We start from the raw sequence: 16,561 nt of genomic DNA on the forward strand, positions 1-16,561 counted from the left end.
GCGAAGCATGGAGCTCGAGCCGCTCTTCAAGTATGGTTTGCCCTTCCTCACGGCGTTTGCCGTAGGGCTGCTCGGGAGGACGCGGCGTATCGGGTTCTGGGGCGGCGTCATCGCCTCGATCCTGCTAACACCGCTCGGAGGTTTTCTCGTGACGCTGATATCCGGCCCGAGGCGCATCAAGGTGAAGAATACATGATCCAGGAAGCGCGCCCCGAGAGCGACGAGCAGCGTGAACGCGGCCTGCGAATCCGCTTCCTGACATGGCTGCAGAAGGTCCAGTTCTACGCCTACACGACGCTCGTCCTCGTGCTGCTCGCGCTCGGCTTCTTGTGGCCGCGCATCTTCATCAGCGTCCCGGCCGGCAGCCACGCCGTCATGTACCGCTTCTTCAAGGGCGGCACGGTGACGAACCGCGTATGGCCCGAGGGGCTCAACGTCATCCCGCCCTGGGACACCCTGACCATTTACGAGACGCGCCTCCAGGAAAAGACGCTCGAGTTCGACGTCCTCAGCGAGGAGGGGCTCGACCTCGGCGTCAAGGTGTCGATCCGGTATCGCCCCAACAAGGAGATGCTCGGGTTTTTGCACCAGGACATCGGGACGGAGTACTTCAACCGGCTCATCAAGCCCGAGGTCGAGTCGCACGTGCGACGCACCTTTGGCTCGAGGCCCGCGCACGAGATCTACTCGAGTAAGCGCGACGTGCTCCAGGAGCTCGGGCAGATCCCGGTCCTCGGCAGGCTCGAGGAGGACGGCGCGGCCTTGAGCTCCCGCCCTTACGTGGTCATCCAGGAGCTCAAGCTCGTCGATATCGATCTGCCGGTCATCGTCGAGCAGGCGATCGCAGACAAGTACAAGCAGGAGCAGCTCATGCTCGAGTACCGCTACAAGCTCGAGCGCGAGGAGAACGAGGCGGAACGAAAGCGCACGGAGGCGGCGGGCATTCGCGATTACAACCTCATCGTCGCCAAGGTGAACCCCGATCTCTTGCGCTGGCGGAGCATCGACGCCACGCTCGAGCTCGCGAAATCGGAGAACAGCAAGGTCGTCGTCCTCGGCGGAGGCCAGGGCGCGCAGATGCTTCTCAACGTCGACGCGGCGATGGGCGGAGCCCACGCGGGCGCTGCCGCGGCCGCGCATGACGAGAAGCCCAAAGCCGAGCCGCCCGCGCCCGCCCCGCCTCCCGCGGCGGCGCCGGCGCCGCCGCCCGAGCCCGTCAAACCTTGACGGCTTCGCGGGTGGGAGGCGCTTCGCTGGGGCGTTGCCCCAGGCCCCACCCGGGGCTATCCGCCCCGGGACCCGGGGCCTGCGCAAGCGCTGGACCTTTTGTCGATGAACTGCGCGATGCGCAGTTCATCGAGCAGGCCACGTCAAGACCAGCTACGACCCTGCCAAGCAAGACAGCCGCGCTGGCAACGCCGTCCCTGGTCTTGCCACCGGCCTGTGGAAGAACCGCGCATCGCGCGGTTCTTCCAACCCGAGTCCAGGGCTTGCCCTGGTTCGGGTCCAGGGGCGAAGAGCCCCTGGTCGGGTCCGGGGTGAAACCCCGGCGATACGCCCTCGGAACACCCTCAGTTCCGGCCCGTCGCGTCCTGCCAGAGCCGCACGAGCTCGTGCACGACCTCGCCGTCCGCGCGCGGCGGCTCGTTCACGACGGTGTCGAACGTCACGCCATACCGCCGGAAGCGCAGGAAGGCGTTCTTCTCCGAGTCGTGATCACGAATGGATACCGAGGGGCTCGCCGGGCGAAACCCGTGTTCGATCGCCGCCTTCTGCGTCTCCGTGCTGAGGAGGTAATCGATCCACTTCCTCGCGGCGACCTTCCGCGCGTCGGTCAGGTTTCGCTCGAGGTCGAGGAACACGACCGGGTGCTGGTTCATGATCGTCGGCTCCGGGTAGAGGACGCGCAGGCCCGGCATGGCGCTGGCGAACCGGTCGAACCGGTCGAAGACATCAAACGTGAGGTGCTCGTAGGTCACGACGGCGTCATACCGGGACGTGCCCACGTTGAAGATCGTATCGGTGAGCAGATGCGCCGAGTCCGGCGCCGGATCCAGGCCCGCCTCGCATCGGCGCAGCCACGCGCCGAGCGCCTGCTTTTGCTCGGTGAATGCGCGCTCGAAATCGAGAGCGCCCTGCTCCGTGGAGCGCTGTCGCTCGCCCGGGGGCAGCACGTAATCGAATGCCATGAGGTAGAGCGCCTCGAGTCCCGACGCCGATCGCGTCGGAGAGGTATGCCCGAACTTCATGCGGCCCCAGGATCGCATTTGCGCGATCGTGGGAAAGGGAGCGCGATACACGAGCGCCTCTTCCTCGGGCTTCGGCTCGGCGTCCTTCTTTCGCGCGGGGGCCTTCGTGGGGAGGGGGACGAGCGGGTTGTACCAGTCGATCCATTTCCCCGGCACCATGTCCTCGATGGCCATTCCAGCGAGGGTAGGGTTTGTCGGGACGACGGGGCACAGGAGCTCGACCCAGGGTCCGGTCTTCGGGGGCCGGGCCTTCGAGACGGCCTCGACGACTTGCCGCCGGTCGTCCCAGATCAGCACGACGAGGGGGGAGCGAGCGATGGACGTTTGCTCGGAGGTCTGAAAGAGCGGTTTGCCCTGACCCTTCTCCTTTCTCCAGCGCACGTCGAGGTATCGCAGGATGAGCTCGTCGGCGGGCGCCCATAACGTGGGCGCCTGCTCTCCGGCGAGGATCGCGTTGGCCGAATCGATGTCGCCCATGGCCGTGATCTTCACCTGGATGTTCGGGCAGAGCTTCGCGAAGCGATTGGCGGCCTCCTCGATCCACGCCGTCTTGTCGTTGCTGTAGAGCATGCTGATCACCTCCGGGCGCCCGTCCCGCGTCACGGGACCACAGAGGTCGGTCTGCGTGCCGGTGGTGGTCTTCACGTCGACGATGAGAGGCGTCTCGACGTGCTGCATGCGGAGCTGATCACGGACGAACCCGGATCCGAGCGCCCCGAGGATCCCAACGACCACGAGGAGCCCGAGCGTGTCGCGCCACCCAAAGGGCCCCATCGCGCTCGGCGCGAGGCTGGGTTTGTCGCTTCGACTTGCCACTTCGGAAAGTCTACAGCACGATCTCCGTGGCGGGAAGATCCCAGATGTCGTCGTAGATCTTCTTCGCGGTCTCGACGCGGAGATCGCGAGGCCCCTTTTCGTAATGGATGACGCAGAGGTGGAGGTGGGTCACTCCATCTCGTCGCGCCATCTCTCGCAGCGTGTCGACCGCGGCGACCGGGCCCATGTCCTTCGCGGCGAGCCGATCCATGATCGCGTCGAACGTCATCGTGACGGCATTTCGCACGATCCGCGTCTGCCCCGCGAGGTGCGTCCGCGCGAGCTCGACGAGCAACGTCGGCTCCTCGGCGTCTCCCGGCGCCGCGGTCACGATCTGCGCGTGCCCGCCGTCGGCGAGGTGCGCGTCGAGGCCGCGGAAGAGCTTGGCGAGGAAATCGAGCCCGTAAGGCCCGGCGGCGGAGTGATAGAAATACGCCATGCCCGGCGGCGTAGGCTCGAACGGGGGGTTCGACAGGATGTAATCGAACGTCCGCCCCTCCACGGGGCGGAAGATCTGCTCATTTCCGTCGAGGATCACGAGGTTGTCCGCGACGCCGTTCATCATGGCATTGAAGCCGGCGAAGATCTTGGCGCGTGGATTGATCTCGAGACCGGTCACCCGCTTCGCCCCTGCGCGCAGGGCCCCGATCGAGAGGACGCCCGAGCCGAGGCCGATCTCGAGCACCTCGGCGCCCTGGATCTTGTCGCGCAAGAGCTCGTCCAGGAAGAACTGCTGCTCGGCGAAGAGCGGGAAGACCTGATCGATGGCGCGGTAATCGAGCCGATCCGTGACGACGTGAAGACCGTCGATGACGTTCAGCCGCTTGTCGGCGAGCGCGCTTCGGACAAGGAGATCGATCGCGTGCATGCTCGATGCTTCATCCGCTCGACGTCGCCGGCGCGGGGATGACCCCGCGTTCGCGCAAGGCCGTCGCCACCTCGGCGGCGGCCCGCTCTCCGGAGCGAACCGCGCCTTCCATGCTCCCATCGTGTTCGAGCGACGTATCCGAGCCGGCCCAGTGAATCCGGCCCACGGGGTCACGCAACGCCGCGCCGTATTTGCTGAGCACGCCCGGCCTGAGCGGCGAAGCACATCCGCTCGACCACGGTTCGCTCAACCAGTCCATGTCGACGACATTGATCGCCTCTCGTGCCTCGTCGCCGAAGAAGTCGAGCAGCGCCTCGACGACCGCTTCTCTTCGCGCTCGCAGGCTCGCCGGCAGCTCTTCCCCTGCGCCGAACGCCACGAGAATGCCCGGCGCGCCCGACGAGGGCGTGTTGTCGAAGATGAAATCGACGACGCTGCCATCCCCGACCCCGATCCCGTTGAGCCCGTTCGCGCGCCAGAAAGGCTTCTCGTACACGATATGCACCTTGTAGTCCGGGGAGCCGCTCCATTGGCGAATGAGCTCCTTCTTCGGCTTGGGCAAGGACGGCTCGAAGTCGATTCGACGAGCATCCGCGGGCATCATCGCGACCACGACACGATGGCACTCGATGGAGAGGCGCTCCGTCTCGACGCGCAGCGGCCCCGAGGGCTCGTCGACGATTCGGGTCACCGGCGAACCGAGGAGCACACGATCCCCGAGGAGCTCGGCCATCTTCAGGGAGAGCTGCTGCGATCCTCCGACGAACACCTTGGGAATCTCGCGAGAAATGGCCATCAGGTTTTCGAGTCCGCCCTGGGCCTTGACCGCCGCGACGAACCGCAGGAGCGAGATCTCCTCGGGGCCGCATCCGAACGTCCAGTCGATGGCCATCTCGACGTCGCGTCTTCCCCACACGGTCGTCGAATTTTCCGAGAGCCAGTTGAACATCGAGATGGAATCGTACTCCGCCGCGCGTGGCGCATTCCACGGAGCCCCGTCCGGCAGCTCGGCCCCCATTGCTTCGAGCTTGTCCCGTAGGCCTCTCAATTCTCGCATCTCGGCGCGCGAGAAGAGCCGCCCAGCGCCTGCAATGCGGACCCCGTCGAAGAGGAAAATGGGGCTTCCTCTGCCCTCGGACACGTCCACCGCGCTCACGCCGAGCTCCTCTGCGAGCGCGAGGATTCGTGTGTGATTGGGTCTGACCCAGCTCCCGCCCCCGTCGACGAAGACGCCCGGCGCAGCTTCCTGGCTGATGGTCAAGCCTCCGACCCGGTTGCGTGCCTCGAGCACCACGACCGAGCCGGCGCCCGCCTTGAGGAGCTCTCGCGCCGTGACGAGCCCGGACAAACCAGCGCCGATGACCACGACGTCCGCGGTCCGCTTCTCGAGGGGTGCGGATCGGGAGCACCCGCGTTGTCCGCAACCCACGAGCATGCTGCCCGCGGCGAGAGCCGTGCCACGAAGGAGCTCCCTTCGCGTCAACGGCAGAGGCTTCGAAAAATTACGCACGGTATGCCTCATCTCCTCACCCATGCCACGGATCGGCGACGCGTGTCACACGAACGGGTTCGTGCCCACGCCGGTGACACCGAGGACCTTCACGAGCTTTCGCAAGTTCTGGAGCAGGTAGAACGAGAGCACGATGACGACGAGCCACATGCCGGGGGAGAGGTGTGGCATCGAGCTGAAGACGTCCCGCACCGGGAGCTGCGCGAGCGCCTTCGTTCCCACATCGTGCTGCTTCGACAGGTAACGCGCGACGACGAGCACCGTCGCGATGAGGCCGATGTTCAGGGCGGTGGTGAGCAGGGCCTTTCCCACCTCGGCGGCCTTCGAGATCTGCGCCTGGAAGTTCATGGCGCGCTTGCGAATGAGCTCGCCCTGGAAGATGAGGTTTTCGCCGACGCCGGCGGGCAATCGCATCAAGTCGCCGATGGTGTTGGCGAGGGCCTCGCGGCTGTGCTTCGACCGGACGAACTTCGCCCTTCGCTGGTTGAGCCGCTGGAAATGGCGGCGCGTCAGCTTGAAGAAGTTGACCTCGGGGATCAAGAACTTGAGCGACGCGTCGAGCGCCGCGCTGCTCCGCATCAATCGCAGGAGCCCCCAGTTCGGCGGGACCTTGTACGTGCCGAATATCGCGGCGAGCCGAACGTTCGCGCCCGTCAGCGCCCGCTGCTCGTAGGGAATGCCTTTGACGTCGGTGAGCGCCTCCCAGCCCTCGAGCTCGCGCACGACCTCCGAGCGCATCTTCTCGATATCGACGTTGGGCACTCCTGGGACCATGGTCAGGTTCACGTCGAAGAACTTCGAGAAGTCACGCAGGGCCACGTACCGGATCGCGATCCTGTATTTCTCGAGAAACCCCTTGTCGAGGACGCTGACCGAGCCGAAGTCGATGAACGCGATCCGGCTGTTCTTGAGCAACATGATGTTGCCGGGATGAAGATCGCCGTGGGCCAGGTTGTCCTCGAGGGCCTGCATCAGGAAGCTGAGGAACAGGCGCTCGCCGAGCTTCTTGGTCCTGACGTTGTTCTCCTTGCGCCATTGCTTGGCCCTCTTGGGTTCGTCGATGAGCGAGTGGATGTAATCCGACATGAGCACGCCATCGATGAACTCCATGACGAGCACTCGCTTGGAGCAATAACGCGAGTAGACCCGGGGAACATAGATCTTGTCCTGCTTCAAGGTGCGTCGCATGCGGCGCATCGCGGCGGCCTCGATGCGATAGTCGACCTCGTCGGCGAGGGTCCCCTGGAGCTTCTGGAACATCTCGTCCCATCTCCCCCAGGGCATAAAGCGGATAAGCTTGAGGAAGTTTAGATACCCGGCGAAGATGTCGAGGTCGTTGCGGAAAGAGTCGATGATGCCGGGGCGCTGGACCTTGATGGCCACCTTCTTTCCGGTCTCCCGGAGGCGCGCCACGTGGACCTGGCCGATCGATGCCGCGGCGAGCGGGACGACGTCGAACTCGCGGAAGACGTCCTTGATCGAGCAGTTGAGCTCCTGTTCGATGATCTGAACGGCGACGTCCCCAGGGAACCCGACCGCTCGATCGTGAAGCGCGGCGAGTTCGTCACAGAATATCTTGGGGAAGATATCACGGCGCATGGCCATGATCTGCGCGGCCTTGATCCACAAGCCGCCAAGCCGCTCCGCCGATTCCCGGACGAGCTGCGCGAGTCGCAGGGGCGTGTACTTGCCGCCCGGACCCGCGGGCTTCCGGATGCGCGCCATCACGAGGTGCCATACGACACGGAGGCACAGCCAGAAGATGAAGAGGAGCCGGTAGCGCACCGGGCTGGTGGCCTTTCGGGCCCCCACGCGGCTGCGGTGGACGTTGCCCAGCTCGAGTGGTGTCGGAATGAGCTTCTTTTTCAGCATGGGCCTTCGTGATATCGCGCGACGCAAGAGACTCTGTAGAGACCGCCCGCCCGCAAATAGAGCCACGTTATGGGGCGACGGAAACAAGAGGGAGCCGATCAACGCTTCGATCGGCTCCCGGGCAATGAGCCCTCAGCTATCAGCCAAGGCCCCACATCTTGCCGTACTTCGTATTCTTCTTCTCACGGATGACGATGACGACCGGCTGCGCGCCGGCCGGGATCGCCTTGGCGTCCCTCGCCTCCTGCAGGACCTCCTGGATGCGGTCCATCAGCCGGTTCGGCTTGCCGCGGCGCAGCTTCTTGACGAGCTTGCGCTTCTTCTTGCCCATGTCGATGACGATCGGCTCTGCGGCCGATGCGGTGGATCCGGCCGATGCGGCCGGCTTCGTATTCGTCACGGTTTCGGTTGCCATGATGTTCTCCGTTATCCGGTCGATGCGTTGGTCAGAAGAGCGAGCTCAGCTTGAAGCTCTTGCGGCCCTTTTTGCTTGACCGGAAGACGTTCTTCGAAAGGTCCTTCAGCCAGCCGTTCTTCTTCTTGCGGTTCGAGCGATCGTGGCGGGCCAAGTAGTCGTCGAGACCGGACCGATTCGCTTTCGCGGCCCGTCGCGTCACCTTCTCGAGGAACTTGGAGCTCTTCGAGAGCTTCTTCCGCTTCCGCCTGCGGCCCGCCACGAGCTGCAGGGAATTCGAGGCGGCGCCGGGGGTGCCGGCCTGTTGCGGGATGACGATCCGCTTGATGCCTTTGATTCGCCTGATTTCCATGATTTACCTCCGACAGTGACGAGGGACGGCTCAGGTCGAAGCCCCCTCGCGAGCGCGCATCGTAGTGAAGCGCATCTAGAAATGTCCACAGGAAAAGCGGTATCACACACGAGCCCGGGACCTGGCTCTCCCGAGGTCCCTCAACATGCAGGGTCGTCCAGACGAGTGGATCGATCGAACCACCCCGATGTGCGTGCGTCCGATGTGTACCAACATGTTGAATTTTAAGCGAAAATTCGGCTTTAAGGCACCTGCCTCGTCCCGGTCTTCGCCCGATTTCTGTCCATGGCTCACCTGAGCCCATTGGATCATACGATCCATGGCGCCTGGGTTGATTGCGGAGCCCAGACCTCACCCCCGACGTCGATTGCGGGATCCAGTCCTCACCCTCCCCATGGCAGATTCGATGGATCCTGCGCGGGTTCTGGCTCGTTGCGCACCACGCGCCGTCCCGGCGAGATTTTTGCTTGCCACTCGCGCGCCATTGTTCTAAATGTGCCGCTGACCATCGAACCTGTATTCGGAGTCAGGGTGGTCGTGGTAGCAGCGTTTTGGCGGGAGCCCCGAGGGGCAGGGTTAGCATAAATACTTTCGCTTTCGGCGAAGCAGTCTCATCCGTGCGGAGTGATTCTCGCCGCCCGTCGCCGCGGTTGCGCGGTATGGCGAAGCTCCATCCACGTGCTCAATGGGCGTCAGCGGGCGAGCTCGAGCTCCAGGAAACATAGGTAAGGAGACACGATGGACATGGAGGACCTCCGCAGCTGGTTGATGCAACGGGTGGCTGCCAAACGGGGGGCATCGCCCGACTCGATCGACGTGCACGAGCCGTTCAGCCGCCATGGCCTGGACTCGATGGATATGACCCGGATCGTGGCGGACCTCGGGCGCAAGCTCGGGCGTCCTCTCGCTCCAACGCTCGCCTGGGAGTATCCGACGCTCGCGGCCCTTCTCGGTTACCTGGCCGGCGATCGGGGAAAAGAGCCCGTCGCGCCGCGGCTCGCCGCGCGTAGCGGGGTGGCGGCGAAGGAGCCGATGGCGATCGTCGGGATGGCCTGCCGGTTCCCCCGAGCTTCGGATCCCGCCTCGTTCTTCCGGATGCTTTGCTCGGGCGTGGACGCGATCTCCGAAGTGCCCAGGGATCGATGGGACATCGACGCGCTGTACGACAGAGACGTCAGCGCGCCCGGGAAAATGTCGACGAAATGGGCCGGATTTCTGGACCAGGTCGACCAGTTCGATCCCCAGTTCTTCGGTATCTCCCCGCGAGAAGCGATGGAGATGGACCCGCAGCAGAGGCTCGTGCTGGAGCTCGCGTGGGAGGCGCTCGAGAGCGCCGGCATCCCACCGCGCTCGCTCGAAGATAGCCGGACGGGCGTCTTCATGGGCGCGATGTGGCACGACTACGCCGACATCCCGGACGACCGGCGCATCGCCATGACCCAGCATTCGGCGACGGGACAGGACCTCAGCATCATTCCGGCCCGCGTGTCGTATACGCTCGGTCTCCGTGGGCCCAGCATTGCCTTCAATACAGCCTGCTCCTCGTCGCTCGTCGCCGTTCACCATGCACGCCGCAGCCTGGAGCTCGGCGAATGCGATCTCGCGCTCGCGGGCGGCGTGAACCTCTTGCTCTCACCGGAGAGCACGGTGGCGATGTCGAAGTTCGGCGCCATGGCGCCCGACGGGCGATCGAAGGCCTTCGACGCACGGGCGAACGGTTACGTTCGGGGCGAAGGCGGCGGCGTCGTCGTGCTGAAGCCCCTCTCACGCGCCCTCGCCGATGGCGACACCATCCATTGCATCCTGCTCGGCAGCGCGATGAACAATGACGGCGCGAGCAATGGATTGACGGCGCCGAGCCCGAAAGCGCAGGAGCTCGTCCTCCACGACGCGTATGCGGACGCGGGGATCGACGCGCGCGATGTTCACTTCGTCGAGACGCACGGGACGGGCACCATGCTCGGCGATCCCATCGAGGCGGGTGCGATCGGAGCCGTGCTCGGGGCGGGGCGCTCCCCGGACAGGCCGCTCCGGCTCGGTGCGGTGAAGACGAACATCGGTCACCTCGAGGCAGCCGCAGGAATCGCCGGGCTCGTCAAGACGGCGCTCTCGTTGCGAAATGGCGTGGTCCCGCCGAACCTCCATTTTCAATCGCCAAACCCGCACATCGATTTCGAATCTCTTCGCCTCGCGGTGCCGACCACCGTCGAGCCGTGGCCCGAGCACGGGGGTCGCCGGCTGGCCGGCGTGAGTGGCTTCGGGTTCGGCGGAACGAATTGCCATGTCGTCCTCGAAGGCGGCATGACGATTGCGCAGAGGCTCGGCCGCGTTCGTCCCAGGGTCGCGCCGGTGTTCGTCTTTGGCGGACAGGGCTCACAATGGCTGCGAATGGGGATGGACCTCCTCGTCGAGCCTGCGTTTCGAGCCGCAATCGAGCGCTGCGACGTGGCGATGCGTCCTCATCTGGAGGGCTCCCTCCTCGATGTGCTACTCTCGCAAGACGCAGGGTGGCTCGAGGAGACCCCGAAGGTGCAACCGGCCATTTTCGCGGTGCAGGTCGCCCTTGCGTCGCTCGTGCGGTCGCTCGGCGTCGAGCCCTGCGCGGTGGTGGGACAGAGCATGGGCGAGGTCGCCGCCGCGCACGTGGCCGGTTGCCTCGACCTCGACGACGCCGCGCGCGTCATCTGTGTACGGAGCAAGCTCGTCACGCAGGCGTCGGGCAAGGGGGCGATGGCCGTCGTCGAGCTCCCGATGGCTGCCGCGCAGCGGGCGCTCGAGGGCCGCGGCGACAGCGTGTCCATTGCCGTGAGCAGCAGCCCGAGCGCGACCGTGCTTTCGGGGGACGAAGCGGCGCTCGAGGCATTGATCACGGAGCTCGAGCGGGACGGCGTCACTTGCCGGCGAATCAAGGTCGACTACGCATCCCACAGCCGCGAGATGGATTCGCTCCTGCCTTCTCTCGCCGAGGCGCTCGAGGGGTTGTCGCCGCGCTCCGGCGCGATTCCGTTCTACTCCACGGTGACGGGGAACCGCATCGACGGCGCGGCGCTCGACGCGGCTTACTGGTGCAGGAACCTCCGCGAACCCGTGCTCTTCGCGGAGACGACGTCGCTCCTCCTCCGGCAGGGACACGAGACCTTCCTCGACCTCGACCCGCATCCCTTGCTCGTGCGTCCGATCGAGCAATGTTCCGCGGAATTGGGTCTGTCCGGGCTTACCCTGCCGACCATGCGTCGAGACGAGCGGAGCCATGCCGTGCTCTCCGAATCGCTTGCCGCGCTGGGTCCGCGCGAGCCCGAGGAGCTGCGTGACCGCGGAAGGTCCCAGGTCTTGCCGCTGTCGGCGCACACCGCGTCGGCGCTCCGCGATCATGCGAGAAGGATGGGAGAGCATATCCGCAAGACGCCGGACGTCGAGCTCTCGGACATCGCATTCACGTCGAGCGTCCGGCGGAGCCACCTCGCACATCGCCTCGCCATCGTGGGCAATTCGAGGGACGAGATCGCGGAGACGCTCGAGGCCTTCGGGCGCGGGGAGGAACCGACGGCCATCGCGCACGGTACCTCGCCGCTGTCGGCGCCGAAGGTGGCTTTCGTGTTCCCCGGTCAAGGCTCGCAGTGGGTGGGCATGGGCAGGCAGCTCCTCGCGGAGGAGCCGGTGTTTCGCGAGACGATCGAGGCCTGTGACGCCGCGCTCCGGCCCGAGTGCGACCTTTCGGTCGTGGACGAGCTCCGCGCCGAAGAGGCGAGATCGCGGCTCGCCGAGGGCAGCGTGGTGCAACCGGTGCTGTTCGCCGTCGAAGTGGCGCTCGCGGCGCTCTGGAGGTCCTGGGGCGTCGTGCCGGACGCCGTGGTGGGCCATAGCATGGGCGAAGTCGCGGCCGCTTACGTGGCCGGCGCGCTCTCGCTCGAGGATGCTGCGGCGGTCATCGGTCGCCGAAGTCGGCTGATGAGCACCATGAGCGGGAACGGCGCGGTGGCGCTGGTGGAGCTCGCGTTGCCGGACGCGGAGCGGGCGCTCGTCGGATACGAAACGCGCCTCGGCGTGGCCGGGAGCAATGGCCCGCGCTCGACGGTGATCGCCGGTGAGACCGAAGCGCTCGCGGAGGTTCTCGCGAGGCTCGAGGAGAAAGAGGTATTTTTCCGACGCGTGAAAATGGACGTCGCGTCCCATAGCCCGCAGATGGAGCCGCTGCGAGGCGAGCTCGTCGCGGCCCTCGCCGGCCTTTCTCCGAGAAAGGCGAGCATCCCGATGCGCTCGACCGTGACCTGTGCACCGGTTTCGGGCGACGAGCTGGGTGCCGACTACTGGGCCGAGAACATGCGCAAGCCCGTACTCTTCTCCCAGGCCACACGAGAGCTCATTCGGGAGGGGTACACGATCTTCCTGGAAATGAGCCCTCACCCGATTCTGGTTCCCTCGGTGGAGGAGAACCTCCGCGAGAGCGGAACGAAAGGTGTGGCGCTGGCTTCGCTGTACCGGCAAGCCGACGAGCGGCAGAGCCTGCTTCAATCCCTGGGGAGGCTCTTCGTGCATGGCCGCGCCATCGATTGGAGGCGAACCCATCCGGAGGGCGGGCGCGTGGTGGAGCTGCCGACCTATCCGTGGCAACGCGAGCGATTCTGGATCGAGCCCAATCGGGCGCCCGTCACGCACACGCGGAGGCGCACGGAGAGCGGGAAGGGACGCTTCGAGCACCCGCTCCTCGGGTCGCGGCTTCTCGTGTCATCGGCGCAAAACGACGAGCATTGGTGGGAACAGACTCTCGGCGTGGGGGTCACGCCGTATCTCCGTGATCATCGGGTGCAAGCGTCCGTCGTTTTCCCCGGGGCAGGGTACCTGGAGATGGCGCTCGCCGCGGGTCGAGAGAAACTCGGCGCAGCCAAGCTGGTTCTAGAAGACGTGACGTTCGAGCAGATGCTCGTGCTCGGGGACGACGACAGCGAACGAATCGCGCAGGTGGTGTTGACCGACACGGGCGCGGGGCGATGCTCGTTCCGGATCGCGAGCCGCGAGCCGGAGGATTCCCATTTCACGCGCCACGCGCGAGGCGTGATGCGCATCGACGGCGGGAGCCCGGACTCCGCGCGACAGGTGGAGAAGCCGGAGAGCCTCGGGCAGCGGTTCTCGAGCCGTCTTTCTGCCGCCGAGCATTATGCGCAGATGTCCGCGCGACGGCTCGATTATGGTCCGGCTTTCCAGGCGCTCGCCGAGCTGCGGACGGCGGAGGACCAGGCGCTCGGTCGTGTCGAGCTGCCCGACATCGTGGATGATCACGGGTACATTCTGCATCCGTCCTTGCTCGATGCTTGCTTGCAGAGCGCGATGAGCTTCCTCGCGACGACCGCGGATGCCGTGACGTACGTGCCCGTGGGCATTGCGCGGCTCACCGTTCACGCGCGGCCGTCACGAAAGGCATGGGTCGTGGTGACGAAGGTCGCGGGGCATTGCGATCTTTGGATCGTCGACGAGAATGGCCGCGCCCTGGTCGAGATCGAGGGGCTCCGAGCGCAACCCCTCGAAGCGGCCTCGTCGTCGACGAAGGATCCGCTCGAGGGATGCGTACACGAGATCGCCTGGAGGCACGTCGAGCCTCAGCCTCCCGCGCGTTTGCCGGAGGGGGGCGCGTGGCTCCTGCTCATGGATCGAAGCGGCGTGGGCGCCTCGCTCGAAACGGAGCTCAGCGCTGCCGGACGATCCTGCGTGCGTGTCTTCCCGGGCTCTTCGTATGCTCGCATCGAGCCGGATCTCTACACAATCGATCCGGCGAACGCGGACGACTACCGAAGATTGCTTCGAGATGCGTTCGGCGCCGAAAGAGTTTGTCTCGGCGCCGTTCACCTCGCGAGCCTCGACGCCGCGTCGCCGGACGCGACAACGCTGGAGACGCTCTCGGCGGGCCTTGCGCGCGGGAGCGTGAGCGCGTTGTATTTGGCGCAGGCGCTCCTCCGGAATGATTTTCGGTCGCCGCCGCGGCTCTTCCTGGTCACGCGCGGGGCGCAGGCCGTGCGCGCGGGCGAGCCGGTCTCGGTGGGGCAGGCGCCGCTCATCGGGCTCGCGAGGACCCTCGTCCTCGAGCACCCCGAGCTGCCCTGCACGTCGATTGATCTCGCCGCGACAGCGAGCGAACGAGATGGCGAGCTCTTGCGGCGTGAGCTCCTGGCCAAGGGCGGCGGGGATCAAGTCGCGTGGCGGGACGAAGAGCGGTACGTCGCGGAGCTCGTTCGGGGAACGTTCGAGCCTGGCGAGCACGCCTCTCTCGGTGCACGCAAGGTTCCCGCGCAAGACAAACCTTTCCAGCTACGAATTCAATCGCCAGGTGTGCTCGAGCGGCTCTCGCTGCACGAGGCTCGTGCGCTCGTTCCTGGTCCCGGGGAGGTGCTCGTCGAGGTGGAGGCGGCCGGCCTGAATTTCCGGGACGTCCTGCTCGCCATGGGCGTGCTGCCGGACGATGCGGCGGGGGCCGATGGGCAGGGACCGCGGCTCGGCCTCGAATGCGCGGGGCGGGTGGTCGCCGTGGGCGAAGGCGTCACGCAGTGGTCCGTCGGCCAGGAGGTTCTCGGGTTCGGCGTGCGTACATTCAGCTCCCACGTGCTCGCGCGGAGCGAGCATATCGTAGCGAAATCGACGCGGTTTTCGTGGGCGGAGGCGGCGACGCTGCCCGCTGTCTTCGCGACCGCCTATTATGCGCTCGTTCGCATCGGCCGCCTGCGGCGAGGCGAGCGGGTGTTGATCCACGCAGGCGCGGGCGGGGTGGGGCTCGCGGCGATCCAGCTCGCGAAGCATGTCGGCGCGGAGATCTTCGCGACCGCGGGGAGCGAGGAGAAACGTGCTTACCTTCGCTCGATCGGCGTGGATCACGTGTTCGATTCACGCTCGCTCGCTTTCGTCGACGAGATCAAGCAGATCACGCGCGGAGAGGGTGTGGACGTCGTCCTGAACTCCCTCTCGGGGGAGTTCATCCCGGCGAGCCTGTCCTTGCTCCGTGATTACGGGCGATTCGTCGAGATCGGGAAGCGGGACTATTACGAAGACAAACCGCTCGGCCTCCGACCGTTCCTGCGGAGTTTGTCGTTCTCCCTCGTGGACTTGCTCGCGCTCTTGGCGCAGCAGCCGGAGGAGATCGGCGCGCTCCTTCAAGAACTCATGGAGATGTTCGAGGCGCTCGCGCTCGCGCCGCTGCCCGTGCGAACGTTCCCGGCCTCGCGTGCCGCCGAGGCATTCCAGTACATGGCGCAAGCGAAGCACATCGGCAAACTCGCGATTGCGATGAAGGATCCGGAAGCCCGGATCGTTCCGGCGTCCGCGGAGCCCGTTTCGATCCGCGGGGACCGGACGTACTTGATCACCGGTGGGCTCGGGGGGCTCGGGCTCTCTCTGGCGCGCGGGCTCGTCGATCGAGGCGCAAGGCACGTTGCCCTGGTCGGGCGTAGAAACCCAGGTCGAGAGGCGCAGGAGGCGATCGCCGCTATGGAGACGAGCGGCGCGAAGATCCTCGTCGTGTCGGCGGACGTATCACGCCGCGAGGAAGCGGAGCGGGTCTTCGGCCTGCTGGACGCGCAGATGCCGAAGCTCGCAGGGATCGTCCACGCCGCCGCGGTTCTCGACGACCGCACGTTGCTCGAGCAAACCGAGCAGAGCTTCCGGAGCGTCTTCGCGCCGAAGGCGCTTGGGGCTTGGAATCTGCACGCGCTCTCCGAGGGCCAGGACCTCGACTTCTTCATCCTGTACTCGTCGATCGCGGCGCTCCTCGGTTCGCCCGGACAATCCAACTATACGGCGTCCAATGCGATGCTCGATGCGCTCGCGCATGAGCGGCAGCGCCGGGGCCTCTGTGGGATGAGCATTCAGTGGGGCCCGTTCTCCGAGGTTGGCCTCGCGACGGCGGATGACAGCCGCGGCAAGCGGCTCGAATCTCGCGGCATGGCCAGCCTGACGCCCCGGGAGGGGCTGCTCGCGCTCGAGCGCCTGCTCGCTCACCCGCGCGCGAACGTGAGCGTCGTCCGATTCGACGCGCAGCGATGGGTCGAGTTTTACCCGGATGCAGCCCGATCCTCGTACCTCGGCGCGTTGCTCGCGGCGGGGTCTCGCGACGAGAGGGCGAGCTCCGACAGGTCCCGGGATCTGCGCGCGGCGATCGCGGGAGCGAACCACGATGAGGGGCTCGCGTTGCTCGAGGGGTTCTTGGCGCGGGAGATGGGCCACGTGCTCCGCATCGATTCGTCCAAAATCGAGCGGAACGCGTCCTTCCATCACCTCGGGCTCGACTCGTTGATGAAGCTGGAGCTCCGGAATCGCATTCGAACGGGCCTCGATTTCGAGCCCTCGATCGTGGCGCTCAGCCGATACGACGACATCGGCTCGCTCGCGACATACCTGCACCAGCAGGTCTCTCTCGCGCGCCTGCTCGAGGGCGCGCAGGCGAAGGCTTCGAATGCCGACGCGGAAGAAGAGCTCGAGACCATCACGTTCTGAGGCG

At 65.9% G+C, this 16,561-nt stretch carries 9 protein-coding genes; 3 read left to right on the forward strand and 6 right to left on the reverse strand.

From position 1 onward, the window contains the following. The first annotated feature begins 7 nt into the window (after positions 1–7). Positions 8–196: a hypothetical protein gene (locus KEG38_RS17015; protein ID WP_272420613.1), complete on the forward strand. Its 189-nt coding sequence runs from the start codon at positions 8–10 to the stop codon at positions 194–196. Continuing rightward, positions 193–1,227 (forward strand): prohibitin family protein, encoded by a 1,035-nt coding sequence (locus KEG38_RS17020; RefSeq protein ID WP_272420615.1) that lies wholly within the window; start codon positions 193–195, stop codon positions 1,225–1,227. The genes KEG38_RS17015 and KEG38_RS17020 overlap by 4 nt, the downstream gene beginning before the upstream one ends. Before the next feature lie 344 nt (positions 1,228–1,571). Here the strand turns inward: KEG38_RS17020 and KEG38_RS17025 are convergent, their stop codons facing one another. The 6 genes from KEG38_RS17025 to KEG38_RS17050 form a co-directional block, all read right to left on the reverse strand. Next, positions 1,572–3,065: a substrate-binding domain-containing protein gene (locus KEG38_RS17025; RefSeq protein ID WP_272420616.1), complete on the reverse strand. Its 1,494-nt coding sequence runs from the start codon at positions 3,063–3,065 to the stop codon at positions 1,572–1,574. Between the two features lie 10 nt (positions 3,066–3,075). After that, entirely contained in the window at positions 3,076–3,933 is an 858-nt protein-coding gene (locus KEG38_RS17030) for a 50S ribosomal protein L11 methyltransferase (RefSeq protein WP_272420617.1), read from the reverse strand. A gap of 10 nt (positions 3,934–3,943) precedes the next feature. Further along, positions 3,944–5,443, reverse strand: a complete 1,500-nt coding sequence (locus KEG38_RS17035; protein ID WP_272420618.1) for a flavin monoamine oxidase family protein — start codon at positions 5,441–5,443, stop codon at positions 3,944–3,946. Positions 5,444–5,488: 45 nt separating this feature from the next. Then, entirely contained in the window at positions 5,489–7,315 is a 1,827-nt protein-coding gene (locus KEG38_RS17040) for an ABC1 kinase family protein (protein ID WP_272420619.1), read from the reverse strand. A 139-nt stretch (positions 7,316–7,454) separates the two neighbouring features. Further along, the gene (locus KEG38_RS17045) at positions 7,455–7,730 is read right to left on the reverse strand and encodes a DUF6200 domain-containing protein (RefSeq protein ID WP_272420621.1); all 276 of its coding nucleotides are present in this window, start codon (positions 7,728–7,730) and stop codon (positions 7,455–7,457) included. A gap of 31 nt (positions 7,731–7,761) precedes the next feature. Further along, positions 7,762–8,082, reverse strand: coding sequence for a DUF6312 domain-containing protein (locus KEG38_RS17050; protein ID WP_272420622.1), 321 nt, complete (start codon positions 8,080–8,082; stop codon positions 7,762–7,764). A gap of 738 nt (positions 8,083–8,820) precedes the next feature. Between KEG38_RS17050 and KEG38_RS17055 the strand changes: the two genes are divergently transcribed. Beyond that, complete coding sequence (locus tag KEG38_RS17055) at positions 8,821–16,557, forward strand: type I polyketide synthase (RefSeq protein WP_272420624.1); 7,737 nt, start codon at positions 8,821–8,823, stop codon at positions 16,555–16,557. The last annotated feature ends 4 nt before the right edge of the window (positions 16,558–16,561 follow it).

It is taken from the genome of Polyangium jinanense, assembly GCF_028435265.1.
Lineage (GTDB): Bacteria > Myxococcota_A > Polyangia > Polyangiales > Polyangiaceae > Polyangium > Polyangium jinanense.

Coding starts and splice junctions, on each gene's coding strand:
- KEG38_RS17050 (WP_272420622.1), bottom strand. CDS start 8,082: ATGGAAATCAGGCGAATCAAAGGCATCAAGCGGATCGTCATCCCGCAA.
- KEG38_RS17040 (WP_272420619.1), bottom strand. CDS start 7,315: ATGCTGAAAAAGAAGCTCATTCCGACACCACTCGAGCTGGGCAACGTC.
- KEG38_RS17055 (WP_272420624.1), top strand. CDS start 8,821: ATGGACATGGAGGACCTCCGCAGCTGGTTGATGCAACGGGTGGCTGCC.
- KEG38_RS17015 (WP_272420613.1), top strand. CDS start 8: ATGGAGCTCGAGCCGCTCTTCAAGTATGGTTTGCCCTTCCTCACGGCG.
- KEG38_RS17045 (WP_272420621.1), bottom strand. CDS start 7,730: ATGGCAACCGAAACCGTGACGAATACGAAGCCGGCCGCATCGGCCGGA.
- KEG38_RS17020 (WP_272420615.1), top strand. CDS start 193: ATGATCCAGGAAGCGCGCCCCGAGAGCGACGAGCAGCGTGAACGCGGC.
- KEG38_RS17030 (WP_272420617.1), bottom strand. CDS start 3,933: ATGCACGCGATCGATCTCCTTGTCCGAAGCGCGCTCGCCGACAAGCGG.